General features: G+C 69.1%; 21 protein-coding genes and 1 tRNA gene. 14 read left to right on the forward strand and 8 right to left on the reverse strand.

Annotated elements, in window-relative coordinates; genetic code table 11:
- Window positions 1-58: 58 nt before the first annotated feature.
- From C3E87_RS07530 to C3E87_RS07555, 6 genes are all read right to left on the reverse strand, one after another.
- Window positions 59-144: transfer RNA gene (locus C3E87_RS07530), tRNA-Leu, on the reverse strand.
- An 85-nt stretch (window positions 145-229) separates the two neighbouring features.
- Window positions 230-1165, reverse strand: a complete 936-nt coding sequence (locus C3E87_RS07535; RefSeq protein WP_076061216.1) for an aldo/keto reductase family oxidoreductase — start codon at window positions 1163-1165, stop codon at window positions 230-232.
- A gap of 77 nt (window positions 1166-1242) precedes the next feature.
- Window positions 1243-2316, reverse strand: a complete 1074-nt coding sequence (locus tag C3E87_RS07540; RefSeq protein ID WP_083665478.1) for a glycosyltransferase — start codon at window positions 2314-2316, stop codon at window positions 1243-1245.
- Window positions 2301-3011 (reverse strand): TVP38/TMEM64 family protein, encoded by a 711-nt coding sequence (locus C3E87_RS07545; RefSeq protein WP_158069057.1) that lies wholly within the window; start codon window positions 3009-3011, stop codon window positions 2301-2303. Before C3E87_RS07545 ends, C3E87_RS07540 begins: the two co-directional genes overlap by 16 nt.
- 112 nt (window positions 3012-3123) lie before the next feature.
- The gene (locus C3E87_RS07550; RefSeq protein WP_076061332.1) at window positions 3124-4029 is read right to left on the reverse strand and encodes a haloacid dehalogenase; all 906 of its coding nucleotides are present in this window, start codon (window positions 4027-4029) and stop codon (window positions 3124-3126) included.
- Between the two features lie 11 nt (window positions 4030-4040).
- Window positions 4041-5804 (reverse strand): glycoside hydrolase family 3 protein, encoded by a 1764-nt coding sequence (locus tag C3E87_RS07555; RefSeq protein ID WP_076061220.1) that lies wholly within the window; start codon window positions 5802-5804, stop codon window positions 4041-4043.
- Window positions 5805-6044: 240 nt separating this feature from the next.
- On the opposite strand from C3E87_RS07555, the gene gndA reads away from it, so the two are divergent.
- From gndA to C3E87_RS07575, 4 genes are all read left to right on the forward strand, one after another.
- Window positions 6045-7499: an NADP-dependent phosphogluconate dehydrogenase gene (gndA, locus tag C3E87_RS07560; protein WP_076061222.1), complete on the forward strand. Its 1455-nt coding sequence runs from the start codon at window positions 6045-6047 to the stop codon at window positions 7497-7499.
- Window position 7500: 1 nt separating this feature from the next.
- Entirely contained in the window at window positions 7501-8574 is a 1074-nt protein-coding gene (locus C3E87_RS07565) for a PfkB family carbohydrate kinase (RefSeq protein WP_076061225.1), read from the forward strand.
- A 64-nt stretch (window positions 8575-8638) separates the two neighbouring features.
- Window positions 8639-9946, forward strand: coding sequence for a lactate racemase domain-containing protein (locus tag C3E87_RS07570; protein WP_076061227.1), 1308 nt, complete (start codon window positions 8639-8641; stop codon window positions 9944-9946).
- 800 nt (window positions 9947-10746) lie between these two features.
- Window positions 10747-11667, forward strand: coding sequence for a hypothetical protein (locus C3E87_RS07575; protein WP_076061229.1), 921 nt, complete (start codon window positions 10747-10749; stop codon window positions 11665-11667).
- 183 nt (window positions 11668-11850) lie between these two features.
- On the opposite strand, the gene C3E87_RS07580 is transcribed toward C3E87_RS07575, so the two are convergent.
- The gene (locus C3E87_RS07580) at window positions 11851-13389 is read right to left on the reverse strand and encodes an MFS transporter (protein ID WP_076061232.1); all 1539 of its coding nucleotides are present in this window, start codon (window positions 13387-13389) and stop codon (window positions 11851-11853) included.
- Between the two features lie 286 nt (window positions 13390-13675).
- Between C3E87_RS07580 and uidA the strand changes: the two genes are divergently transcribed.
- The 10 genes from uidA (at window position 13676) to C3E87_RS07630 (ending at window position 25770) form a co-directional block, all read left to right on the forward strand.
- On the forward strand, window positions 13676-15481 hold the full coding sequence (uidA, locus tag C3E87_RS07585; RefSeq protein ID WP_076061234.1) for a beta-glucuronidase: 1806 nt from the start codon (window positions 13676-13678) through the stop codon (window positions 15479-15481).
- An 8-nt stretch (window positions 15482-15489) separates the two neighbouring features.
- Entirely contained in the window at window positions 15490-16371 is an 882-nt protein-coding gene (gene larE / locus C3E87_RS07590) for an ATP-dependent sacrificial sulfur transferase LarE (protein ID WP_076061236.1), read from the forward strand.
- On the forward strand, window positions 16371-17051 hold the full coding sequence (gene larB / locus C3E87_RS07595; RefSeq protein ID WP_076061238.1) for a nickel pincer cofactor biosynthesis protein LarB: 681 nt from the start codon (window positions 16371-16373) through the stop codon (window positions 17049-17051). Before larE ends, larB begins: the two co-directional genes overlap by 1 nt.
- Before the next feature lie 46 nt (window positions 17052-17097).
- Entirely contained in the window at window positions 17098-18402 is a 1305-nt protein-coding gene (larC, locus tag C3E87_RS07600; RefSeq protein ID WP_198928240.1) for a nickel pincer cofactor biosynthesis protein LarC, read from the forward strand.
- Window positions 18395-19432, forward strand: a complete 1038-nt coding sequence (locus tag C3E87_RS07605; RefSeq protein WP_076061240.1) for a LacI family DNA-binding transcriptional regulator — start codon at window positions 18395-18397, stop codon at window positions 19430-19432. Before larC ends, C3E87_RS07605 begins: the two co-directional genes overlap by 8 nt.
- Window positions 19433-19441: 9 nt before the next feature.
- Window positions 19442-20863 carry a glucuronate isomerase gene (uxaC, locus tag C3E87_RS07610; protein ID WP_076061242.1) on the forward strand — a complete coding sequence of 474 codons (1422 nt, stop codon included), beginning with the start codon at window positions 19442-19444 and terminating at the stop codon, window positions 20861-20863.
- Entirely contained in the window at window positions 20860-22260 is a 1401-nt protein-coding gene (locus tag C3E87_RS07615; RefSeq protein ID WP_076061244.1) for a mannitol dehydrogenase family protein, read from the forward strand. Before uxaC ends, C3E87_RS07615 begins: the two co-directional genes overlap by 4 nt.
- Before the next feature lie 9 nt (window positions 22261-22269).
- The gene (locus tag C3E87_RS07620) at window positions 22270-24210 is read left to right on the forward strand and encodes a glycosyltransferase (RefSeq protein ID WP_076061246.1); all 1941 of its coding nucleotides are present in this window, start codon (window positions 22270-22272) and stop codon (window positions 24208-24210) included.
- Between the two features lie 48 nt (window positions 24211-24258).
- Complete coding sequence (locus C3E87_RS07625; protein WP_083665481.1) at window positions 24259-24858, forward strand: histidine phosphatase family protein; 600 nt, start codon at window positions 24259-24261, stop codon at window positions 24856-24858.
- A 165-nt stretch (window positions 24859-25023) separates the two neighbouring features.
- Window positions 25024-25770: a GntR family transcriptional regulator gene (locus C3E87_RS07630; protein ID WP_076061250.1), complete on the forward strand. Its 747-nt coding sequence runs from the start codon at window positions 25024-25026 to the stop codon at window positions 25768-25770.
- Here the strand turns inward: C3E87_RS07630 and C3E87_RS07635 are convergent.
- On the reverse strand, window positions 25767-26282 hold the full coding sequence (locus tag C3E87_RS07635; protein ID WP_076061252.1) for a DUF6328 family protein: 516 nt from the start codon (window positions 26280-26282) through the stop codon (window positions 25767-25769). The two genes, C3E87_RS07630 and C3E87_RS07635, sit on opposite strands and share 4 nt — an antisense overlap.
- Window positions 26283-26294 lie beyond the last annotated feature (12 nt).

Below are 26294 nucleotides of genomic sequence, written 5' to 3' on the forward strand. Positions count from 1 at the left end.
CGTCGCTACAGACAGGAAATCCCCAGCCGGGGTAGCTGGCTGGGGATTTCTCACCTGGTGGTGCGCGCGAGAGGAGTTGAACCTCCACGCCCTTGCGGGCACCGGCACCTGAAGCCGGCGCGTCTGCCATTCCGCCACGCGCGCATCCGGGTCTCTCGACCCGACGTCAAACCTTAGCACCCCCTCGCCGCGGCGCACAAAACGGCGACATCCAGGGGGCACCGCGGCATCACGGGACGAGGTACCCGGCGGCCCTGAACAGCTCGTACCACTCGGGGCGGGTGAGCTCCACGTCGGCTCCGGCTGCCGCCTTCGTGACGCGCTCGGGAGTGGTCGTGCCCAACACCGTCTGGATGTTGGCAGGATGACGGGCGATCCAGGCGGTCGCGATCCCCTCCGGCGCGACGCCGTACTTGGCGGCGAGCCGGTCGATCACGGCGTTCAACTCAGGGAAGTCCGGGTGGCCCAGGAAGACGCCGTTGAAGAACGCGGCCTGGAACGGCGACCACGCCTGGACGGTGATGTCGTGCAGGCGGCAGTAGTCGAGGATGCCCAGGTCCAGGCTCGCCGACTGCTTCACATCCACCATGTTCGCCGCCACGCCCTGCGCGACGATGGGCGCGTGCGTGATCGACAGCTGCAGCTGGTTCGCGACGAGGGGTTGGCGCACGTATCGCTTCAACAACTCGATCTGGTTCGGGGTGTGGTTGGAGACGCCCACGTGCCGGACCTTGCCGGCCGTCACCGCCTCGTCGAGCGCCCGGGCGACCTCCTCGGGCTCCACCAGCGCGTCCGGACGGTGGAGGAGGAACACGTCGAGGTAGTCCGTCTCCAGGGCGGTCAGCGAATCGTCGATCTGGCGCACGAGGTGCTCGTAGGAGAAGTCGAAGAAGGGGCCGTCCTTGTTGATCCCGGCCTTCGTCTGCAGGATGATCTCCCCGCGCTCCGCCGCGCTGAGGCGCAGCGCCTCCGCGAACCGCTTCTCGCACCCGTGGTACGGCGCCGAGCCGTAGATGTCGGCGTGGTCGAAGAAGTTGACCTCCGCCTCGCGCGAGGCGGTGTACAACGCGCGGATCTCGTCGTCGGTCTTGTCCTGGATGCGCATCACGCCGGTGACGACGGCGGGAACCTCAAGGTCCGTCGTGCCGAGCCGATGAGTCTTCATGGGGCCCTCCTAGCCGCCCGTCACCACTGACGGGTTCTCAGCCCCAGCCTATTACCGACGCTCACCGAGCACTCAGGTCAGGCACCGATGGCGCGACGGTGGCCCGGGCGTCGCTCGAGCAGGTCCCGGTGCACCGCAGCCAGGTCCGTGGACACCTCGAGCAGGTCGTGCTGGGCCGCCAGCAACCGCCCGGCCTCGGTCAGGTCCGGCGCCTCGCCGGAGAGGACGGCCCGCGCCGTCGTCTCGAACTCGCGGGTGGTGGACGCGCGGTGCACGGCCACCTCGTGGAGCCAGCCGTCGTACACCGGGATGTCGCGCACCAGCACCGGGACGCCACTGGACAGCGCTTCCAGCACCACGATGCCCTGCGTCTCCTCGTGCGACATGAAGCAGAAGAGGTCCGCCCCTGCGTAGGCGTCGCGCACCTCGTCCGGCGGGATGTGGCCCAGCAGGTGGAGGTTCGACGGCGGGTGGGCCAACGCGGCCCGCACATCCGGCGTCATCGCGGCATTGGGTGCGGTGCCCGCCCAGTAGAAGTCCGCCTCCGGCATGGAGCGGGCGAGATCGATGTACTCGAGGATGCCCTTGCGCACCATCAGGTGCCCGACGCTCAGCACCACGTGGCGATCCGACGCGATGCGGTGCCGCGCGCGGAACCGCGTGCGGGCCTCCGCGCCACCTGAGAAGAAGCGCGTGTCGACGCCGTTGGTGAGCACGCGGATGGGCGCGGTGATCCGGTAATTCTCGATGATGCCGCGCGAATAGGGCGTGGGGGTGACCACGACGTCGCCGCGGCGGTACACGACGCCCAGCCACTTCTCGAACAGCGGCGCGAAGGTTCGCGCGCCCACCCAGGACTGTTCGAAGTCCTCCCTGGTGGAATGCGCGAACACGACGACGGGGATCCCCAACGCCCTGGCGAGAACGCCGACGAGCACGGAATCCGGGAAGATGGTGTTGAGCTGCACGATGTCGGGCCGCTTCCACAGCTTCACCAGTTGCGAACCCAGATTGAGCAGCATCTTCGCCTGATGCCGCATGGCGGATCCGACGCCGCTGCGTTCCATGAGCCGGCCGGCTCCCGAGTAGAGACAGACCCGCAGACCTGCGTCGGGGTGCGTCTCCGCTGCTGGCACTAGAGACCCAGCCATGGGAACACCACCTTCAGAATGGTCATAACGCCTGTTGTGTAGAGCACCACTCCCCACGGCTTGCACAGGAAGATGATGAGCAGGTAGGTGCGCCACCGCATGTTGGTGAGCCCAGCCATGTAACACAGTACGTCGTCAGGGGCCAGTGGAAGGGCAATCGCGATAGCGAAATACTTCATGAACTTTGGATGGTCCAGCCATTTGCCGTACCGCTCCAGTGTGCGCTGCGAGAAACGGGCGACGACCATGTCGCGGCCGACGTGGCGCGAGACGAAGAACACCAGGGTGGAGCCCAGCACGGTGGTGAGGTACGCCCAGAGGGTGCCCTCGATCTGGCCGAAGATGATGGGCGCCGAGATGATGGCGCCGGAACCCGGGATCACCGGCACGACGGACTCGAGCGACCCGATCAGGATGAAGGCCACGGGGGCGAGGAGCCCGAAGCCGTCGACGAACTCACGCAGGGACGCCACCGACGTCAGGACCCCGCTGGAGAACCCCAGGACGATGAGGGTGATGACGCCGGCGAGGCCGATGAGGGTCAACACGTGGATCAGCCTCTTCAGCCGTTTGGCGCGCACCGGATCCGCCGGCGTTGTGACGTCCTCGTGTTCCAGCGGCTCCATAACCTCCCCTTGCATCGGGACAGTTCTCCCCTGCCCAGTGTGCACGTCGGAGGTCTCAACAGTGGTCATGGACCTCATCCTTCACCAGAAATCAGTTGGGCCGCATCAGGCCAACGTCTGGTTCCAACCCCTACTTCAGTTGGATTTCCCCGGGGCTTCCCTCGGGGTCCGGGGGACTCGGTCAGATGGTGCGCCAGGGCGGGGTGGCGGGGAGGAGCGACTCGTATTCGGCCACCAGGGCGTCCTGGTACTCGCCGCGATAGGTTCCGTCCAGGAAGCGCGGGAGGGCCTCCTCGCGGAAACGCTGCCAACTCGCCGCCTCACTGCCGGGCATGATCGGGTAGAACAGCACCGCCTCGGAGAAGGCGCTGTCCCGGTCGCCCGGGGCGTCACCGATCAGCATGATGTGGTCATCATCGTACTTACCCTTGGCGGCCCAGTGCACGTGCTGTGCCTTGGAGCCCATCTCCTGGCCTGCGATCACCTTCATGTACCCGGCCAGGTCATGCTCGTGCCATTCGCGCTCCAGCGCCTCCATGGGCGTGGCGGAGACCGTCATGCAGTCCACCCGGCCGGCCATGGCGTCGAACGCCTCGCGCACACCGGGGAACGGCGCGCAGCCGTGCACCATCCACTCTATGAGCTCATTGACACCCTTGCCCCACTCCATGCACTCCTCGATCTCCACCGACGGGTGGGCCGCGGCGAAGTCCGCGATGCCGCGGTCAGAGCGGGGGTAGCCGGAGTCGAGGAACTTCTGCAGTTCCCGCCCCTCGGGGATCCGCACGCCGCGCTCCAGCACCTCGGGGCGCTGCCTGAGCAACTCGAAGAGACGGGCAAGCGCCACCCAGCGGTTCTGGCCGCGGGTGGTGGAGTACAGGTTCACGAAGAGGGCGGTCTCCCGCACCAGCGTGGAGGCGGCCTGCAGGTTGAAGTACTTGATGTAGGCCGGGGTGAAGCACTCCTGGTGCTTGATGTCCATGGCGTCCATGGCGCAGCCGTCGGAGTCGATGCCCACGAAGAATTCCCTGGTGGGCTTGAAGTCGACGAGGACCTGGGCCCGCTCCGGCATCTTGGTTTCGGTCATGAACATCTCCGTCAGATTCGGGTGTCGGCGAACGGGAACATCTCGGTGGCGGGGGTGCCCTTGAACTCGGAGCGGCCCTCCAGCTTGTCGAGCATGATGTCGAGGTTGAAGTCCTTGTCGTCGAAGCCGGCCACGTAGGTCTTCACCTGCGGCATGTCGGCCAGCAGGTTCGGCGACGCCGTCGACACGAGGATGGTGGGCAGCTCGTGGACATACCAGGGCATGTCGAGCGTGCCCTTCGTACCGGGCCAGTAGGGGCGCTCGATCGGCTGGCCGAGGCCGTAGACGTGGGCCACGGACAGGACCATGTCGTAGTTGTCGGTCAGGTCCGAGACCGGCGACTTGCCGGCGTAGGCGTTGGCGAGGATCTTCTTGATCTCGTCGGGCTCCTTGCCCTTGACCTTCTCCAGCTGGGATTCGTAGCGGTCCGCCCGGTAACCACGCTCACGCAGCTTCTCGACGAACCGGTCTGCCGGGTGGCCGCCGCCGTTACCGGCGAGCATCGCGAAGGGGCTGGGCGCGGCGCCGATCGGCACGACGAGGACGCGGGGGTACTTCTGCGGTGACATCGGCAGGTTCCCGGGCTGCTTGTTCTTGACCAGCGTGATGGCGGCGTCGGCCACCTGCTCGGCGACCTTCTTCGACTCGGGCAGGCCGATGCGCGCCATGGCCTCCTCCTTGGGAGGGAGGATCTCCTCGCGCTTGCGGTTGTGCAGGCCCAGCATGGCCTTGAGGCCGAGGATGCGGGTCAGGGCGTCGTGGAGTCGCTCGTCGGACAGCTTGCCGGACTTCCAGCCCTCCATCATCCAGCCGAAGTCCTCGTCGGGGTCATTGAAGAAGAGGAAGAGGTCACAGCCGGCCTCGATGGCCGTGGGGAGGATGTCGGAGCGCTTCATGGCGCCGGTCAGGCCCACCATGTGGGACGCGTCGGTGACGACGACACCGTTGAAGCCCAGCTTGCCCCGGAGGAGGTCGGTGTTGATCTCCTTCGACAGGGTGGCGGGCAGGATGTCCTCGTCGGTCATGTCGGGGTTGAAGTGCTTCTGGTACGACGGGAGCGCGATGTGGCCGGTCATGATCGACGGCAGGCCGGCGTCGAAGAGGCCCTGGTACAGCTTGCCGAAGGTGGCGTCCCACTCGTCGGTGGACAGCCAGTTGGGGGCGTGCGAGAGGTGCTGGTCACGCTCGTCGATGCCGTCGCCGGGCCAGTGCTTCGCGGCGGGGGCGATGCCGGATTCCTGGATGCCCTTCATGTAGGCGAGGCTCATCTCGAGGACCTTGTCGACGTCCCCGCCGAACGAGCGCAGCGACACGACGGGGTTGCGCCAGTTGCGGTAGACGTCGACGATGGGCGCGAACGACCAGTTGCAGCCGATGGCGGCGGCCTCGATGCCGGACACGCGGCCCATCTCGTAGGCCCACCTGGCGTCGTGGGTGTTGCCGATCTTGGCTTCGTAGCCGATGTAGGTGCCGTCGGTGCAGGCACCGTTGCCGCCGGCCTCGGTGTTGGCGGCGATCAGCATGGGCAGCTTGGACTTGGTCTGCAGGATGTAGTTCTGCTCCCACACCTCCTCGGCCTTGCCGGGGTTATAGCGCACCGCGCCGATGTGGTAGTTGTCCAGCACCCCGGTGAGGTACTCCTCGGTGCGCTGGGCGCCCATGTTGACGAACAGCTGCCCGATCTTCTCTTCGTCGGTCATCTCCGAGATGGTCTTCTCGACCCAGGCGACCGCGTCGTCGTCCAGATTGAAGGGTTGCGCTGTGAGATCCACCATGAGTCTGTCCTCGCTCCGTTGCCGTGGGTTACGGTGTCAACTCCACCAGAGTCGTCTTTCGGGACGGCCAAGTTTCCATTTGTTGCCACCGACGGCGGGGTCAGCGCCGCTCCCCTCCCGGGCCCCCGAGGCCTCCCGCCATCCCCCACGGAGCCGGGCTGTGGCAACTTACTGCAACACCTCCGGCGCCACCACCACCACGCGACATGCTGGAGCCACACAACGTAGAAGGAGAACCCGATGGCACTCGCCACCCCCACCCCGTCCAGCGCTGACATCGGCGTCACCGGCATGGGCGTCATGGGATCCAACCTGGCGCGCAACCTCGCCCGCCACGGCCACAAGGTCGCCATCCACAACCGCACCGCCGCCAAGACCGAGGCCGTGATGGCCCAACACGGCGACGAGGGTACGTTCATCCCCGGCGAGTCGATGGACGACTTCGTGGCCTCCCTCACGTCACCCCGCGTCGCGATCATCATGGTGCAGGCCGGCCCCGCCACCGACGCCGTCATCGAGGAACTGGCTTCCCGCATGGACGAGGGCGACATCATCGTCGACTGCGGAAACGCGCTGTTCTCCGACACCCGCCGCCGCGAGGCTGCGCTCCGCGAGCGCGGGCTGCACTTCGTCGGCTGCGGCGTCTCCGGCGGCGAGGAGGGAGCGCTGCTCGGCCCGTCGATCATGCCCGGCGGCTCGGAGGAGTCCTACCGTCGCCTCGGCCCCATGCTGGAATCCATCTCCGCACATGTCGACGGCGAACCCTGCTGCACCCACGTCGGGGCGGACGGCGCCGGCCACTTCGTCAAGATGGTCCACAACGGCATCGAGTACGCCGACATGCAGGTCATCGGCGAGGCCTACGACCTCCTCCGCCGCGCGCTCAGCCTCAGCCCCGCGGAGATCGCCGACATCTTCGAGGAGTGGAACAAGGGCGACCTCGATTCCTACCTGATGGAGGTCTCCGTCGAGGTGCTGCGCCAGGTCGACGCCCGCACCGACACGCCGCTGGTTGACGTCATCGTCGACGCGGCGGGTCAGAAGGGCACCGGCGCCTGGACCACCCAGACCGCACTGACGCTGGGCGTGCCCGTCACCGGCATCGGCGAGGCGACCTTCGCCCGCGGGTTGTCGTCGTCGCCCGTCCAGCGCGAGGGCGCACACCGCTTCGCCTCCGAGGCCGCCGGCTGGTACATCGAGGACAGCGACGCCTTCATCGAGGACGTCCGCCAGGCGCTGTACGCGTCGAAGCTGGTGGCCTACAGCCAGGGCTTCAACCTGATCCAGGCCGCCGCCGCCGAATACGACTGGGACATCAGCCTCGGCGACATGGCCCGCATCTGGCGCGCCGGCTGCATCATCCGGGCCCGCTTCCTCGGCGAGGTCACCCGCGCCTACGAGGGCCAGCCGGATCTGCCGCTGCTCATCGCCGACAAGTACTTCTACGACAAGGTGGTCGACGCGCTCCCGTCGTGGCGCCGCGTGGTGAGCCTCTCGGCCCTGCACGGCGTGCCGGCCCCGGTCTTCTCCTCGTCGCTCTCCTACTACGACGGGGTGCGTAGCCCCCGCCTGCCCGCCGCGCTCATCCAGGGTCAGCGCGACTACTTCGGCGCCCACACCTACAAGCGCGTCGACGACGGGGGCAGCTTCCACACCCTGTGGGCAACCGACGAACGCCAGGAAGTGGTGAGCTGACATGCAGCTACGTGAAGATGCGCAGTGGGCACTGGTGGTGCCGACCTCCATGGGCGTGCGGATCACGCCGGAGAACCGGCAGCCGGTGCACTCCTCGAGCCGCTACCTGATGCAGGCCACCTCCGCCGAGACCAACGTCGCCTCTGTGGCGTCCCACCTTGGGCTGCCCGTCAAGGTGCTCACCCGGTTCGTCGACGGCTCCCCCATCTCGGCATTCATCAAGGCAGATCTGCGCGCCCGCGGCATGGCCTACGAGGGCCCGGAGGTGCCGCAGGGAGACGCCTGGGGCAACCGCCACCAGTTCAACATCGCCGACGCCGGTTTCGGCGGCCGCGCGCCGCGCGTCTGGAACGACCGCGCCGGCGAGGTGGGACTGGACCTGAAGGTCGCCGATTACGACCTTGACAAGCTGTTCCGCGACGAGGGCGTGAAGATCCTGCACCTGTCCGGCCTGGTGGCGGCGCTGTCTCCCCAGACCTCGACGTTCTGCGTGGAGCTGGCCAAGAAGGCCCGCGAGCACGGCACGGCGATCAGCTTCGACCTCAACTTCCGGGCGTCGTTCTGGAAGGGTCGCGAGGACGAACTGCACAGAGCCTTCCACGAGATCGCCCAGCTCTGCGACATCCTCTACGGCAATGAGGAGGACTTCCAGCTGTGCCTGGGCATCCCCGGCCCGGAGGCAGGCGGGGAGGACATCGCCGACGAGATCGGCAGCTTCAAGGCCATGATCGCCCGCGTCTCCGAGCGGTACCCCCGAGCCTCGTTCATCGGCACGTCGCTGCGCGAGGTCATCTCCGCCAACCACCACCGCTGGGGCATGGTGCTCTGGGGCGAGGGTGAGTTCCACGTCGCCCACCTGCGCGACATCGACGTGCTCGACCGCATCGGCGGCGGCGACGGCTCTATCGGCGGCGTCCTCCACGGCCTGCTGCGCGGTTGGCCCGCGGAGAAGTGCATGCAGTTCGGCTGGGCGACGGGGGCCCTCGCTGCCACGTCCCTCAACGACTACGGCTCCCCCATGGATGAGGCGCAGGTCTGGTCCATCTGGGAGGGCAACGCGCGTGTCCAGCGATGAATGAAGCCGCTGAGCCGTCCCGCACCCCAGGTGCGGGACGGCCGGCCGGACGTAGGGTGGTCTCATGACGAAGCTGTATCCCGGAGTGCCCGACGCTGCAACCGTCGGAGGCCCAGACCAGGTCCTCACCGAGGAGCAGATCCGCACGTTCGTCCTCGACGAGCTGCGTCGCTACGACTTCGACGGCAAGCGCGTCACCCTCGTCGTGCCGGACGGCACGCGCCACGCCCCCGTCGACATGGTGGCCAAGGTCATCCACGAGGCCCTCGGCCAGCGCCCGAAGGACGTCCGCGTGGTCATCGCGCTGGGCACCCACGACTACATGGGCGACGAGGCCATCGGCCGGCTCATGGGCTCAGCGCCCGGACGGTTCGAGGAGACCTACCCCGGTTGGGAGATCCACAACCACGACTGGCGCAACCACGACACCTTCGCCCACCTCGGCACCATCCCCGCCGCCCGCATCGGCGAGCTGACCGACGGCCGCCTGACGGACCGCGACATGACGGTGCTGGTCAACAAGATGGTCGTCGACACCGACATCTCGCTGGTGCTCGGCCCCGTCCTCCCCCACGAGGTGGTGGGCATCTCCGGCGGCAACAAGTACTTCTTCCCCGGACTCTCCGGCCACGACGTGATCGACATGTCCCACTGGGTGGGGGCGTTGATCACCAGCTTTGAGATGATCGGCTCCGTCGGCATCACCCCCGTGCGGCAGATGATCGACGCGGCGGCCGCGCTCGTCCCGTCGACGAAGCTGCTGCTCGGCATGATCGTCAAGCCCGGCTCAGACGACCTGCAGTTCATGGCCTTCGGCGACACCCGCTCCTCCTGGGAGGCCTGCGCCGAGGTGTCCAGCCAGGTGCACGTGAAGTACGTGCCGAAGGCGTACAAGCGCGTGGTCTCCGTGATCCCGCAGATGTACGAGGACATGTGGACGGGCGCGAAGGGCTTCTACAAGATGGAGCCCGTCGTCGCCGACGGCGGCGAGTTGATCATCTACGCACCGCACATCAAGGACGTGTCCGTGATGCACCCGGGCATCGAGGAGATCGGCTACCACAACCGGCAGTACTTCGTCGGGCAGTGGGAGCGGTTCAAGGACCACCCGTGGGGCGAACTGGCGCACTCGACGCACCTGCGCGGCCTGGGCGACTACGACCCGGCCACCGGGGTCGAGACCAACCGCGTGACCGTGACGTTGGCCACGGGCATCCCGCGCGAGGTGGTGGAGAAGATCTCGCTGACCTACCTGGACCCGGCCGACGTGGACCTGGAGGCGATGTCGGCAGACCCGGACACGCTCGTGGTGCCGAACGCCGGCGAACTGCTGCACCGGACTGAGGACCAGAGGGGCAGGCTCCCCGTCTGAGGTGGGAGATCTGGGCCGCGAAGACGCGGTGCCAGATCCCGCACTACGACCCGGACACGTCGCGTAGTGCGAGACCTCGCACCGAAGTCGGTGCCAGAACCGACACTCCGACGGCGGGCCGAGCCGTCTTGCGACTTTTGCCCCCGTCCGTACATCACCGTCAACCCCCAGGCGCCCTACCGGCCGCCACCACCGCGTCGTCCGCGCATTGCTGCCATCCACCGCGGCCACGGACGACCCGCAGCCGGTCAACGGGTGACACCCGACCAGCTGGGGCCGTCGTCGCTCACCCGCTGGAAGCCGAGGCCGAGGATGGTGACGCTGAGCAAGGCAGCCAACACGGCAGGTCGGCGCCAACCACGCCCGCCCGGCCAGCTTGGCCGTCCTTGGCGAACGAGCACGGTGCCAGATCTCGCAGTACTGCGCAGGCGCGCCGCGTAGTGCGAAATCTCGCACCGACGTCGGTGCTGGAACCGACACTCCGACGGCGGGTCGAGCCGTCTTGCGACTTCTGCCACCGTCCCATCAGCACCGCGAACCCCCAGGCGCCCTACCGGCCGCCGCCACCGCGTCGTCCGCGCATTGCTGCCGTCCACCGCGGCCACGGACGACCCGCAGCCGGTCAACGGGTGCCACCAGACCAGCCCAGGCCGCCACCACGCGTTGGACGCCCCACTGGACGGCCAATCAACGCTCGAGGTGTTGTCCGACGCCCACCAGGTGTTGTCCGTTTCCAGTCGGGTGTTGTCCGTTGGCCCCGGCCCCTTCCCCGCCCTCGGCTCCCGTTCCAGGCTGGACCCGTGTATGCGCGCAAGAACATCCCAGACTCGCTCCTCAAGCAGATCCGCGAGCAGGCCCAGGTGGTCAGTACCCGGCAACTACTCGACGGCGGGCTGAGCCGACGCATCATCGCCCGCATGGCGCAGGAGTGGACCCCGGTTGCGCCCGGTCTCCACCTCCTTGGCCCACCGTCGTTCGCAGCCGCAGCGTGGGCGGGGCTGCTGCGCGGCGGAAGCGAGGCCGTGGTGGGCGGGCTCGCCTCGGGCCACCTGCACGACGCGGTGCGCGACGCCCCGTCGAAGGTCACCGTCTGGGCGCCCAAGGCCCGGGCCGACTTTGATCTCGACCGATGGCAGATCAGGTTCCGCCGCGCCACCCGGCACGGTGTGCTCAGCCTCCGTCGGACCAGCGTCGAGGTGACGCTCCTGGACATCGCGGACGAGACGACGGAGAACGACGCCGTCTCGGCAGTCGCGCGGGCACTGGCGAAAGGGCTGACGACCCCCGAGCGGGTCCTCAAGCAACTGGAGGCGACCCCCGGGGTCAGGCACCGGGCTGTCCTGCGCGAACTGTGCGGCCAGGCGGGCCGCGGAATCGAGAGTGCGCTCGAGTGGCGGTTCCACACCGAGGTGCTCCTACCCCACGGGCTGCCCATCCCGGAGCGGCAGGTGCAACGCATGGCGGGCCGGGCGGACGCCTACTACCGCGAGTACAACCTCATCATCGAGCTCGACGGGATGCGCGACCATGCGGACGGCTCGCAAGACATGCTGCGCGACAACGACAACGCCGTCCACCACGACGGCCGGACGTTGCGCTTCGGCTGGAACGGCGTCATGTACGAAAGTTGCCGCGCGGCCGGACAGGTCGCCTCGCTGCTCTGGAAAGGCGGCTGGCCAGACCTCCCCTCCCGCTGCGCCCGCTGCGTGCCCTCCCGGTGACCGACGGTCACATGACCGACACGTCACCTCGACCCCCCGTCGTAGTGACAGATGTGGCACCCCGGACGGTTCCAGAATCGTCACGACGCGGGCTCCGGAAGCGTTGTGTCGAGTTCGACACCCGGACGGCAACAAAACGGCCCCCGCACCAGGAGTGCGGGGGCCGTGCCGAGGGAACAGAGGTCACTCGCGCGGATCGTTGGCGATGTTGTCGCGGCGGGCGCCGGTCTCGCCGTGGGTCACACCGCTGGCGGCCGGGATGACGTCGGCGGCGGCCGGGTCGACCGACTGAGCCGAATCGGGCTCCACAGCGGCGGCGCGGGCCTGCAGCGTCTGGAAGTTGTCCATGACCTGCCTGCGGCCGAGCGGGTACCAGAAGAGCATGATGGCGGAGGTGATCAGGTACAGGATGCCCGGCACCAGGAGGAACAGCAGGTAGATGCCGTTCTTGGTCTCCAACGACTGCTGGACCCCTGCCTGCGCGGCCTCGGAGCTGTAGCCGACGGAACCCACGGCCCAGCCGACGACGTAGCCGGCGGCGGCCTGACCCAGCTTGCGGCTCCAGCTGTAGATGGCGTACACGGTGCCGTCGTCACGCTCGCCGGTCTGGATCTCCTGGTAGTCGAGGACGTCGGTGATGACCGCCCAGACGAGGGTGTTGTACATCGCCACGCCGATGGAGAGGACGAAGAACAGTGCGATGAACAGCCACGGGTTCGAGATCTTCATGATCCACATGACGATGGAGAGCAGCCCGGAGACGGCGAGCATGGTGCCGATCATCTCCTTCTTGCCGAACTTCATGGCCAGGCGGGTGGCGACCAGCGCGATGATGAAGACAGGGGCGATGGCGACGATCTGCGCGGTCGACATCATGCCGCCGTTGTTGAAGTAGTCCTTCCACAGGTACGCGGTGGTGGTGGAGGCGATCTGGTTGCCGATGAGGAAGACGATGGCGCCGACGACCAGCGCGATCAGGGGGCGGTTCTTCGTGAGGGTGCCGAGCATCTGACCGAACGAGGCCTGCTGGTCCTTGGGCTTGAGGATGGACTGGACGCGCTCCTCGACGTTGAAGTAGCACAATGCGTAACAGGCGACTGCGGCGATGGCACAGGCGACGGCGGCCAGCGCCATCCGGGTGGGGTCGAGCTGGTCGACGCCGTTGGCATTCTCCACGAACACCACCTGGGGGAGCACGGCGGAGATCAGCAGGAAGGCGAGCTGGGCGCCCACGGAGCGGAACACCGACAGCGACGCGCGGTGCTCGGGCTTGTTGGAGATGACCGCGGCCATCGAGCCGTAGGGGATGTTGATCATCGTGTAGAAGACCGAACCCCACACGATGTAGGTGACGATCATGTAGAGCACGCGCATCGCGTAACTTGCGTCGACGGCGAACGGCATGAACATCATCGCGCCGGCCAGGGCGACAGGGATGGCGATGCGGAGGATCCACGGCTTGAAGCGGCCGCTCGACGAGGGCTTCAGCACGTCGACGAGGCGCCCCATGCCCACATCGGTGAAGGCGTCGAGGAGGCGGGCCAGCAGGAACAGCAGACCAACATGGGCCGGGTTGATGCCCATCACGTCGGTGTAGAACACCATGAAGAACATCATTTGGAGCATGAAGGTGAAGTCGTTGCCGAAGTCACCGAAGAGGTAGCCGATCTTGTCGCGCCACCCGAAGGGGCGAACCGTCCGGCTCTGAGTGCTGATGGACATTTGTTTCCGTCTCCTTCGACGAGGCAGCACCCGTGCTGCCGAGGCCAGTGCAGTTCGGTACCGCACCGATCTGCTCCCATAGGTTGATGAAGTAAATGTCTCATTCGAGCCGCTGGGCACCTCAAAGTTGCCGTCTGTTGCACCCCAGCCAACGTGACAATTCAACAATGGGTCGGATGCGCCGAGCCATACCGGGCCACTGCAACTTATGGCAATCTGGGGGAAGGCAAAGTTGCCGCGGGTTGAATTGAGGCACTGACCCGGACCCTCAAGCAAAGGAGCTCACATGTTGGGCGCCCGTACCTCCCTCTCCCGCACCATCACGTCGCTCGACGGTGTGTGGGACTTCTCGGTCGACACGCAGAACAGCGGCATCGAGCAGCGCTGGTTCGCCGGGCCCCTGGAGCAGCCGCGCCCCATGCCGGTGCCGGCGTCGTACAACGACATCACCACCGAATCCGCGGTCCGCGACCACGTCGGCTGGGTCTGGTACCAGCGCACCGTCACGGTGCCCCGCCTCGCGGACGGCGAACGGTTGTTCCTCCGCTTCGGCTCGGCCTCGCACGAGGCCCGCGTCTGGGTCAACGATGACGAGGTGGCCTCCCACGTGGGCGGCTACCTGCCGTTCGAGGCCGACGTCACGGATCTCGCCGGGCGACAGTTCCGGCTCACCGTCGCCGTCGACAACCGCCTCAGCTGGCAGAGCATCCCGCCGGGCTTCGTGTCCGTGGACGAGCTGGGCAACGCCACCCAGTACTACTTCCACGACTTCTACAACTACGCCGGCCTGCACCGCAGCGTGTTGCTCTACACGCGCCCCCAACCGGCGGTGACCGACGTGACCATCACCACGGGGATCGACGGCAGGGCCGGCGTCGTGGACTACGCCGTCGAGGTCGCGGATGCAACTCAGGGACCGGCGGAAGCGGCGGCCACCCAGGTGTCGGTGCGCGTCCTGGACGCCGCTGGCGTGGAGGTCGGCAGCGCAGCGGGGGCCGCCGGCCGGGTCCGCGTCGAGGACGCCGAGCTCTGGGAACCCGGCCGCGGCTACCTCTACACGCTGGAGGTCACCGCCGGCGAGGACGTCTACCCCCAGCCGTTCGGCATCCGCACCGTCGAGGTGAAGGACTCGCAGTTCCTCATCAACGGCCGGCCCTTCTACTTCCGCGGCTACGGCCGGCACGAGGACAACCTGGTGCGCGGCAAGGGCCACGACGACGCGCTCATGGTGCACGACTTCGAACTCATGGCCTGGCAGGGCGCCAACTCCTTCCGCACCTCGCACTACCCGTACGCCGAGGAGGTCATGGACCACGCCGACCGGATGGGCTTCGTCGTCATCGACGAGACCGCCGCCGTCGGCATGAACCAGGGCCTCTCGGGCGGCATCTTCGGCGACGGCAAGCCACGCTCCACGTTCTCCCCCGAGACCATCAACGACGAGACCCGGCGCGTCCACGAGGCGCACATCCGCGAGCTCATCGCGCGCGACAAGAACCACCCCAGCGTCGTGCTGTGGTCGATCGCCAACGAGCCCGAAACCTGGTCGGACGCGAGCCGCGCCTACTTCGAGCCGCTCGTAGCCGCCACGCGCGACGCGGACCCCAGCCGCCCCGTCGGCTACGTCAACGTGCAGCTGTCCACGCCGGACAAGGAGAAGGTGGCAGACCTCTACGACGTCGTCATGCTCAACCGGTACTACGGCTGGTACTGGGACAACGGCAACCTCGAACTCGCGGAGAAGCACCTCCGTGAAGAACTCGACGGGTGGCTCACCCTCGCCCCCGGCAAGCCCATCCTGTTCACCGAATACGGCCCGGACACCCTCAACGGGTTGCGCGACTTCCACCGCCGCCCCTGGTCCGAGGAGTACCAGGTGGACATGCTCGCCATGTTCCACCGGGTGTTCGACGACTACCCCGAGGTGGTCGGCGAGCAGATGTGGAACTTCGCCGACTTCCAGACCACCCCCGGCATCATGCGCGTGGGTGGCAACAAGAAGGGCATGTTCACCCGCGACCGGCTGCCCAAGTCGGCCGCCTACGACGTGCGCAAGCGCTGGCACCAGCTGCGCTCCGAGCAGGGCAACTGAGCGCCGCCATGCAGCCCATCGACCTCCACGCGCCGTTGCCGCGCAGTCTCCAACGGGTCGCCGACGGTGTGGCCGCCTCGCTGGCCGAGCCCGGCGCGAACCGCATTCGCGTCGGCGTCGCCTACTCGGGAGGAGTCGACTCCACCGTGCTGGCGGCCCTCACCGCCCGCGCCGTCGGCGAGGCGAACACGGTGCTGCTGCTGGGCGTGTCGCCGTCGTTGGCCAAGCGGGAGCGACGGCTCGCCCACCGCCAGGCGGAGCAGCTCGGGCTGCCCCTGGTGGAGGTCGCCACCAACGAGCTCGCCAACGCCGACTACGCAGCCAACCCGGTGGACCGCTGCTACCACTGCAAGGACGAGTTGTTCACGGTGCTCGACACCCGCGTGGCCGCCGAACTGCAGCTGACGGCCATCGCCTACGGCGAGAACGCCGACGACGCCTCCAGGCCGGACCGTCCCGGCAGCCGGGCTGCCGCCGAGCACCGCGTCCTCCATCCCCTCGCCGACGCCGGCGCCAGCAAGGCCGACGTCCGCGCGGTCGCCGTCGAACTCGGTCTGGCCAGCGCCCTGAAACCCGCGGCGCCCTGCCTCGCCAGCCGGATCCCGCACGGGGAACCGGTCAGCGCCGAGAAGCTGACGGCCATCGACCTGGCGGAGGACGCCGTGCTCGCCGCCGGATTCTCCGACTGCCGGGTGCGTCACCACGGCAGCATCGCCCGCATCGAGGTGCCCGCGGACGAGTTCCACCTCATCGCCGACACCGCCGTGCGCCAGGAACTCTTGAGCCGCGTCAAGGCGGCGGGTTTCCAGCACGCCACGCTCGACCTGGGCGGCATCCAGTCCGGGAACTTCACCCTCACCCTGCTCAACCGCCGCCCGGAGGCCCTGTGATGGACATCGCCACCCTCGACTTCGACCGCTACCGCCGCCGCGGCTACCCGGAGGCCGTGTTCTGCATGGGCAAGACACTGGCCCAGGTGCACGCCATCGCCCGCGCGTGGCGGCAGAAGTCGGAGCAGACCGACCAGGAACTGGGCACTGTCCTGTTCACCCGCGCCACACCTGAGCAGCTCACCGCCATCCGCGACGAACTGCCCGGCGTCTTCATCGACGACACCGCCTCCCTCGCCGCCTGGCCGGGCGAACCCCCGGCGCCCAGCGGCGGCCGCGTCGTCGTCGTCTGCGCCGGCACCTCGGACCTGCCCGTCGCCCGTGAGGCGGCGCTGACCGCCCGCTACCTCGGGCGCGAGGTCACCGAAGTGGTCGACGTCGGCGTGGCGGGCCTGACCAGAGTCATCGCCCGTCTCGACGAACTGCGCGAGGCGGACGTCATCGTGCTCGCCGCGGGGATGGACGCCGCCCTGGTGCCCGTCGTGGCCGGTCTGGTGGCCTGCCCCGTCGTCGCGGTGCCGACCTCGGTGGGCTACGGGGCCGCGTTCGAGGGGGTCGCGGCGCTGTTGAGCATGTTGAACTCCTGCGCCCCCGGCGTGGGCGTCGTCAACATCGACAACGGCTACGGGGCGGGCCACTTGGCTGCCCAGATCGCGGCGCCCGGGAGGCATCATGCATGACATCCCCACTGGTGGGAGCCACTCCCACCACCATCACCATCCCCACGTGACCACCGCAGACGGCGACTCCGTCCCCTCCGGCACGAGGGTGCGGCCGACGCAGGTGGCCCCGTCACCGGAGCGCACCCGTCGCCTGTGGATCGACGCGTCCCAGGGCGCTGCCGGCGACATGTTGCTCGCCGCCCTCATCGACGCCGGGGCCGACGCCGGCTCGGTCGCCGCGGTCCTCGATCTCGTCGCCCCAGGGAAGCTGCACCTGCAGACCCGGCGGGTGCGCCGCGGCCCGTTCGACGCGCTGAAGGTCGACGTCATCGCCGACGAGCCCGACCCGCCGGCCCGCCACCTGAGCGACATCGAGCGCCTGCTCTCCGCCGACGGCATCCCGGCCGTCACCCGCAGCCTCGCCCTCGCCGCGTTCCGCCCCCTGGCCGAGGCCGAGGCCGCCGTGCACGGCACCACCGTCGAGGAGGTCCACTTCCACGAGGTGGGCGCGCTCGACTCCATCGGCGACATCGTGGGCGTCGCCGAAGCCGTCCGCACCCTCGGCGTGAAGGACGCCTCCAGCTCCGTCGTCGCGGTGGGCACCGGCACGGTCCGCACGCAGCACGGGCTGCTCACCGTGCCGCCGCCCGCCGTCGTGGCACTCGCCCGGGGCTGGCAGGTCGAGGCCGGCGGCCCGCCAGAGGCCGGCGAACTGACCACCCCCACCGGCATGGCGCTGATCCGCGCCCTCTGCAGCCAGGTGGAGGCCCTGCCCACCATGACCCTCGACGGCGTGGGCACCGGCGCCGGCACCCGCGTCCGCAAGGACCGCCCCGGTGTGGTGCGCGTGCTGCTCGGCACCGCGCCACGGGACGAGACCCCGTTCGAGGTGCGGGAGATCGCCGCCAACGTCGACGACCTAGACCCGCGGCTCTGGCCCGCGGTCCTCGACCGCCTGCTCGACGCCGGCGCCGTCGACGCCTGGCTCATTCCCATCATCATGAAGAAGGGCCGCCCGGCCCACACCGTGACCGCGTTGGCGTCGAAGGCCGACACCAGCGCCGTCGTCGAGGCCCTTGTCACGCACACATCGACCATCGGGGTGCGCATCGCCCACCCGTCGCACCGCCGGGTGCTGCAGCGGACGTGGCGACCGGTCGACATCGACGGCCACCAAGTGCGGATCAAGCTCTCCGGCGACGGGGAGGGCAGCCCCATCCAGCAGGCCACCGCCGAGTTCGTCGACGTGCAGGCGCTGGCTGAGGCCCTCGGGGTCGCCGAGCGGGTGGCGCTCGGGCGGGCCCACGCAGTCGCCTGGGCGCAGGGCCTGCACCCCGGAGCCCCCTGGCCGGAGGACGACCATGAGTGAGCCGAAGAAGCGCCGCAAGCAGGTCACGATCTACGACGTGGCGCTCGAGGCCGGGGTGTCGCCGTCGACGGTGTCGCGAGCGTTCTCCAGGCCCGGCCGCGTCAACGCCGAGACCAGCGAACAGATCCACGCCGCAGCCACGAAGCTGGGCTACCGCACCAAACCGGTGCAGCACCCGGAGCAGGGCGTCGCGAAGAAGGCCCTCGGCCTGGTGGTGGCGGACGTCACCAACCCCGTCTACGCCCACATCATGCGGGGCTTCCAGCAGGAGGCGGCGCAGGCCGGATACACGGTGCTGCTGATGGACTCCCAGGAGGACGGGCACACCGAATACCAGGCCATCCAGGCGGTGCTGCCGCTGCTCGACGGCCTGGTGTTGTCGGCCTCCCGCCTCACGGATTCGGCGATCACCCAGATCGTGAAGCGGATCCCGGTGGTGGCCACCAACCGGATCATCGCCGGCCTGCCGTCGGTGGTACCGGATTCCGGCCGCGGGATCCGGCGCGCGGTGGAGCACCTGGCCGGGCTGGGGCACACCCGCATCACGTACCTGGCGGGCCCTGAGGCCTCGTGGGCCAACGGCGTGCGCTGGCGCGCAGCGACGGAGGCCTGCCACGAACTCAGCCTCCAGTTGCGCCGCGTGGGCCCGTGCACGCCGTCGATCCAGGGCGGCGTGGACGCGGCCAAGGTGTGGCGCGAGCACCCCACCACCGCCGTCATCGCCTTCAACGACATCATGGCCATCGGCTTCATGAAGGCCGCACAGAGCTACGGGCTGAGCCTGCCGCAAGACGTCTCCGTGGTCGGCATCGACAACTCCATCTCCTCGGTGCTCACCACCCCCACCCTGACCACGGTATCGCCGCAGCCCAGCCTGATCGGCGCCCGCGCCGCCCGCGCGCTGCTCAGCCAACTCAAGCACCGCAACGCGCCCACCATCGACACCATCGTGGTGCCGATGGATCTCATCGCGCGCGACTCCACCGGCATCGCGCCGCCCCATCCCCCTGTATTCACCGCCGAAAGGTAAGTAAAACCCATGTCCCCCACCCCCCTCGCCCCGCACGCCGACCGGCTCCTCCCGGCGGACCCGGGCACCCGCGACATCGCGCGCGAGCTGTACCGAACCGTCGCCGATGCCCCGATCGTCTCCCCCCACGGGCACGTGCCCGCCGAATGGCTGGCCGACGACGAGCCGTTCTCGGACCCGACGTCGCTGCTGCTGACGCCAGACCACTACACCAACCGGATGCTGCATGCCGCCGGCGGCGTTGACCTCGCGGACCTGGGCGTCCCCGTCGGCACCGAGCTGAGCGAGGAGCAGTCGCGTGGCGCCTTCCGGAAGCTGTGCGAGAACTGGAAGGTGCTGCGCGGCACCCCGGTGCAGTTCTGGTTCGAGTCCGAGTTCCACGACGTGTTCGACGTCAAGGTGCGGCCCTCCGCAGAGACCGCGGATCAGATCTACGACCAGATCGCCGGCTGCCTCACGCGCGACGAGTACCGTCCGCGCGCGCTGTACAAGCGGTTCAACATCGAGGCCATGGCCACCACCGACGACCCCTGCAGCCCGCTCGACGCGCACCAGCGCCTGGCGGCTGACCCCACGTGGGACGGCCGCGTCGTGCCGACCTTCCGGCCGGACCACTACCTCGAGCCGGCCCGCCCCACCTGGCGCACGCTGACGCAGAACCTGGCGGCCGTGACCGACGTGGAGATCGACGGGTACGCCGCCCACGTCGAGGCCATGCGGGTGCGCCGCCAGTTCTTCAAGGACAACGGGGCGGTCTCCACCGACCACTCGCACGCCGACGCCGGCACCCAGCGCCTCTCTGACGCCGAGGCCGAGCGGCTTTTCCGCGAGGCGCTGGCCGGGACGATCACCCCGCCCGATGGTGACGCCCTGCGGCGCCACATGATCAACGACCAGGCCAGGCTCGCCGTCGACGACGGGCTCGTCATGACGCTGCACCCGGCCGTCCACCGCAACCACGACTCGGCGACCTTCGAGCGCTTCGGAGCCGACGTCGGCGGGGATGTCCCGCACGCCGTCGAATTCACCCGTGCGCTGCAGCCCATGCTCGATGCCTACGGCAATGCCGAGGGCTTCCATCTGGTGGTCTTCACCATGGACGAGACCGCGTTCTCGCGCGAACTCGCGCCGCTGGCCGGCTGGTACCGCGGCCTGTTCGTCGGCGCCCCCTGGTGGTTCATCGACGAGGCCGACGCCATCATGCGGTTCCGCCGCTCCGTCACCGGCTACGCCGGCTTCGCCAAGACCTCCGGCTTCATCGACGACACCCGCGCGTTCTGCTCCATCCCCGCCCGGCACGACGTCTCGCGCCGCGTCGACTCCGCCTTCCTCGCCAGCCTCGTCGCCGAACACCGGCTGGCGATGGACGAGGCCCTCGAAACCATCGTCGACCTCACCTCGACCCAGCCCAAGAAGGTGTTCAAGCTGTGACCACGCTCACCCGCGCCGATTTCGGCCGCCCCGCCGCCCCCGTCCGCATGGTCCACCTCGGCCTCGGCAACTTCACCCGCGCCCACCAGGCCTGGTACACCGAACACGCCTCGGACGCGGCCGAATGGGGGATCGCGGCCTTCACCGGGCGTCGGCCCACGATGTCGGACCTGCTCACCCCGCAGGACGGGCTCTACACGCTCATCACCCAGGGCGCAGACGGCGACCACTTCGAGGTCATCTCGTCGGTCGTGGCCGTGCACCCGGCGTCGGAGTTCCGGGCGCTGATGGACTACTTCGCCTCCCCCGCACTCGCCGTCGTGACCTCGACGGTGACCGAGGCCGGCTACTACCGGCTCCCGTCCGGGGCCCTCGATGTCGCCGATGAGGCGGTGGCCTCCGACCTCGCAGCGCTGAAGACGCTGGTGGAGGAGAGCCGGGTGACCGTCGACTCCATCGCGGATCTGGCCATCTCCACTCCCCCGGCGCGCATCCTGGCCGGTCTGCTGGGCCGCCGCGCCGCCGGCTCGGGCGCGCTCACCGTGCTGCCGTGCGACAACATCCCGGACAACGGCACCGCCTTCGGGCAGGTCGTGCGGGACGCCGCCCAGCAGGTGGACCCCACCCTCGTGGGGTGGATGGACGAGAACGTGGCATGGGCCACCTGCATGGTGGACCGCATCACGCCGGCTACCACGGAGGCCGAGGTGCGGCTCGTGGCGGAGACGCAGGGCTACTCCGACGCCTCCCCCGTGCCCACCGAGCCGTTCTCCGAATGGGTCATCTCGGGCGAGTTCCCCGCGGGCCGCCCCGACTGGGAGTCGGCCGGCGCGCAGCTCGTGACCGACGTGGAACCCTACGAGCAGCGCAAGCTGTGGATGCTGAACGGTTCGCACTCGCTGCTGGCGTACGCGGGCCCCATCCTGGGCGTCGAGACCGTCGCCGAGGGCATCGCACACCCCGTCCTGCGCGAATGGGTGCTGACGTGGTGGAACGAAGCCGGCCCCGGCCTCCAGGTGCCGTGGGAGGACTACGCCCGGGCCCTCGTCGAGCGCTACCAGAACCCCAACATCCGGCATCTGCTGGCGCAGATCGCCTCCGACGGTTCGCTGAAGCTGCCGGTGCGGATCGCCCCGACGCTGCGCGCCTGGCGCGGCCGCGGTGAGATGCCGGTGGCCGCGGTGAAGGCCGTCGCCGCGTGGCTGCTGCACCTGCGTGGCCTGGGCGCCCCGGTGAAGGACGCCCAGGCGGACGTGGTGCTCTCCCTGGCCGCCGGTGAGCTCCCCGAGGCCGCATCCCGCGTCGTCGGCTTCGTGGCGCCGGATCTGGCCCAGGACCGCGCGCTCATCGACGCGGTGGTCGCCGCTGCGGAGGACCTGGGGGCGCGCCGGCAGTAGGCTCGCTCCATGCGGGTCGCCTTCATCTCCATGCACACCTCACCGGCCGAGCGGGCGGGCACCGCGGACGCCGGGGGGATGAACGTGCTCATCCGCGCCCTCGCCACCGCCCTGCAGAAGACGGCGGGCGTCGACGTCGAGTTCTTCACCCGCCGCTCGTCGGCGGAGCAGCCCGACGTCGACACGCTGGACGACGGCATCATCCTGCACCACGTGACGGCGGGCCCGGCGCGGCCGCTGCCGAAGAGCGAGATCGACCAGTACATCGACTCATTCCGCAGCAACCTGGAACCCCTCCTGGCCGCAGGACGCTTCGACCTGGTCCACTCGCACCACTGGATGTCCGGCGTCGCGGCCATCCCTCTGGCCCGGGCGGCCGGCGTCCCGCACGTCATGACCTACCACTCCGTCGCCGCGCATCCGAACTCCCCGCTGCGCGACGGCGAGCCGCCGGAGTCGCCGGCGCGGCTCGACGGCGAGGTCCAGTGCGCGCGGGAATCCGACCTGATCCTGGCCGTCTCACACCACGAGGCCGCCGTCGTGATCGGGCGTTGCCAGGCAGACCCGGAGCACGTCGCGATCGTGCAGCCCGGCGTCGACATCAGCCTCTTCCACCCCGCCACCCCCGGCGACACCTGGACGCCCGCCCCCGGCGTGGATCCCGGTTACCTCCTCTTCGCCGCCCGGCTTCAGCCCCTCAAGGCGCCGGACATCGCCATCCGCACGCTGGCGCTCCTGCCGGCCGACGAGCGGCCCAGCCTGGTCGTCGTGGGCCAGGTGTCGGCTGATTTCGCCGTCTACGAGGCCGAACTCCACTCACTGGTGTCGGAACTCGGGCTGGAGGGCAGGGTCACCTTCCTGCCCGGCCAGGACCGCGAGTCCTTCGCGCAGATCATGCGCCACGCCTCCGTGCTGCTCGTCCCGTCGCACTCCGAGACGTTCGGCCTGGTCGCGCTGGAGGCGTCGGCCTCCGGCATCCCTGTCCTCGCCGCGGCTGCGGGCGGCCTGACCGAGGCCATTTGCAACACCCACACCGGCCTGCTGCTGCCCACCCACAATCCGCACGACTGGGCCGCGGCCCTCCGCCCGCTGCTGCGTGACGCGGCCGGGCGCGACAAGCTCGGCCGCACCGGCCGCGAACGCGCGGAGACGATGACGTGGGCGCACACGGCCCAGCACACCGTCGACAACTACCGCCGGGTGCTGGCGGAACGGTGCGTCAAGCGGGTCACCTTCGTGCACGCGCATCCCGACGACGAGACGCTGGCCTCCGGTGCCCTCATCGCCCACCTGGCCGACGAAGGGGTGAAGGTCTCCCTGCTCACCGCCACGCGCGGCGAGATGGGCGGCGTGGTGCCCGGCCCCCTGTCCGTCCTGGCCGGCACGCCGGAACTCGAACGGCGCCGTGAGGCGGAGCTCGCTGGCGCGATCGACGAGCTCGGTGTGGCGGCGCACGCGTATCTCGGGATGCCCCCGGCCCGCGCGGCGGGGGAAGAGCCGCGCCGCTACCTCGATTCGGGGATGCAGTGGATCAACGACACGGTGGCGGGCCCGGGCGACACCGCGGACGCTCGCTCACTCTTCGCCGCGGACGAGGCCGAGGCGGTGGCCGACATCGCCGCGTTCCTGCGCCGCTCCAACGCCGACCTTGCCGTCAGCTACGACGCCGACGGCGGCTACGGCCACCCGGACCACGTCCGCCTGCACCACCTGACCAGGGCGGCGGCCGACGAGCTCGGGATCCCCTACGCCTCCCTGACGGCCGACCGTTCGAAGGCCGACGTCTGGGTGGAACTCGAGCGCTACCGCCCCCGCGTCGCCACGGCCCTGCGGCACCACCGCACGCAACTGACGGTGCACGACGAGCACAACATCACCCACAGCGGCGGCCAGGCCGACACCATCGTGACCTCCACCGGTCTTCGGGGCGACGTCCCCCGGTTGCCCTGACCCCTCCGCAATTTCAGGGTCGCTGCCCGGCTGGCTAGGCTTCGGCTCATGCGCCTGATCCTGATTCGTCACGGGGAGACCGATTCCAACGTCAACCGTCAGCTCGACACCGCCCACCCCGGCGCCCCGCTCAACGAGACCGGCCTGGCGCAGGCTGAGGCCCTCGTCGAGGCGATTGCGGACGAGAAGATCGACGTGCTGTACGCCTCCACGCTGATCCGCGCGCAGCAGACCGCCGCACCCTTGGCGGAGGCCAGGGGCCTGGAGCCCATCATCGTCGACGGCATCCACGAGATTGCGGCCGGCGTCGAGGAGATGAACACCGACTGGACCGCGTACGTGGGGATCCTCAACACGTGGCACCCGGAGAACATGGACATCGGCCTGGAGGGTGGCGAGACCGCCCGCGAGTTCATGACCCGCTTCAGCAACGCCGTCGCGGCGATGGAGCAGGCGGGCGATGACCACGTCGCGCTCGTCAGCCACGGTGCCGCCCTGCGCGTGTGGGCGATCTGGCAGGACCCGGAGTTCGGCTTCGACAACGCACCGCCGCTGAAGAACACCCAATGGATCGTGCTGAACGGTTCGACGGCGGACGGCTGGCGGATCGAACGCTGGGGCGACTTCACCGTGGCTGCCACCAACTGACAATGACGCCCCTGAGCGGTGGACGCAGCCGCGTGGACGCTCATGTCACCGGACAAAGATCAGCACATATTCGCGTCTTAATACGTCGCTGCATCTAGACTGTCATCAACCAGCCCAACGGCGGGCTGCCCCAGGGGAATCACGGGAAGCAGGGTCGGACGCACCATGCCGAGCACCAAACCATACGTAGTGGACATCACGATCGACCGCGACAGCACGGTCCCACTGCACGCGCAGATCGCCGAACCCCTCGCCAGCCTCATCGAGACGGGCGAGATCGCGCCGGGCACCCGCCTGGAGGACGAGGTCTCCATGGCCGCCCGCCTCCGCGTCTCGCGGCCCACCGCCCGGCGCGCGATGGAGACCCTCACCAACCGGGGTCTCATCGTGCGTCGACGGGGCGCCGGCACCCAGGTCACCCCCATGCGCGTGCACCGCCCCATGTCGCTGACCTCCCTCAACGACGACCTCGAGAAGTCCGGCGTGGACCCCAGCACCACCGTGCTGTCGTGGCTGCAGGAATCGTCGACGCCCGGGGTCGCGGCCGCGCTCAACCTCGATCCCGGCACGGAGGTGGTCTACTTCAAGCGCCTGCGCATGCTCCGCGACGAGCCGCTCGCCGTGATGCAGAACTGGTTGCCCGCCACCATCGCCCCCAACCGCGAGGAACTCGAGGAGAAGGGCTTCTACGCCTGCCTGAGGGAGCGCGACATCAAGGTGACCGTCGGCTACCAGCAGATCGGCGCCAGGCTGGCCACCGCGGAGGAGGGCCGGCTGTTGAACGAACCTGCGGGCAGCGCGCTCCTGACGATGCAGCGCACGGCCTACGACGAGCAGCACCGCGCCGTCGAATTCGGCATGCACGTGTACCGGGCGTCGATGTACTCCTACGACCAGACGGTGCTGGCCTAGACCTTCGGCTCGCCCTCCTTCTCGGGCGAACCCCTGGACCAGCCCAGCGGCAATGCCAACCACACCACGGAGAAGAAGAGGACGGCGACCCCGCCGCTGACGGCCGCGGCCACCCAGCCCGCCACCACACTGAACACCAGCACCGACACCAGGGTCAGCGACAGCGCGAGCAGCGCCAGGCCCAGCTTGGTGACGGTGGCGGAGACCCGGATGAGGTTCTGCCGGAGCCGACGGCGGAACAGCGCCCGGTGGAAGGCCACCGGCGCGATCAGCAGCGCAGCGCTCAGCGTGGCGAACGACACGGCCCCGAGGTAGACCCAGCGTTGCGCCTGGTCGACGGCCTCGAACCGGGCCTGGAACGGCAGCGTGTAGAGCAGGCCGGCGAGAATCTGCACGCCCCCCTGCGTGACCCGCAACTCCTGGAGAAGCTCGTTCCAGTGCCGGTCCAGCCGCTTGTGGGGCGGTTCCTGGTCGCGCCCGATGTCGTCGGGCCTGGGCTGCTCGTTCGCCATCCGAGAAGCGTA

It is taken from the genome of Tessaracoccus sp. ZS01, from assembly GCF_022342445.1.
Lineage (GTDB): Bacteria > Actinomycetota > Actinomycetes > Propionibacteriales > Propionibacteriaceae > Arachnia.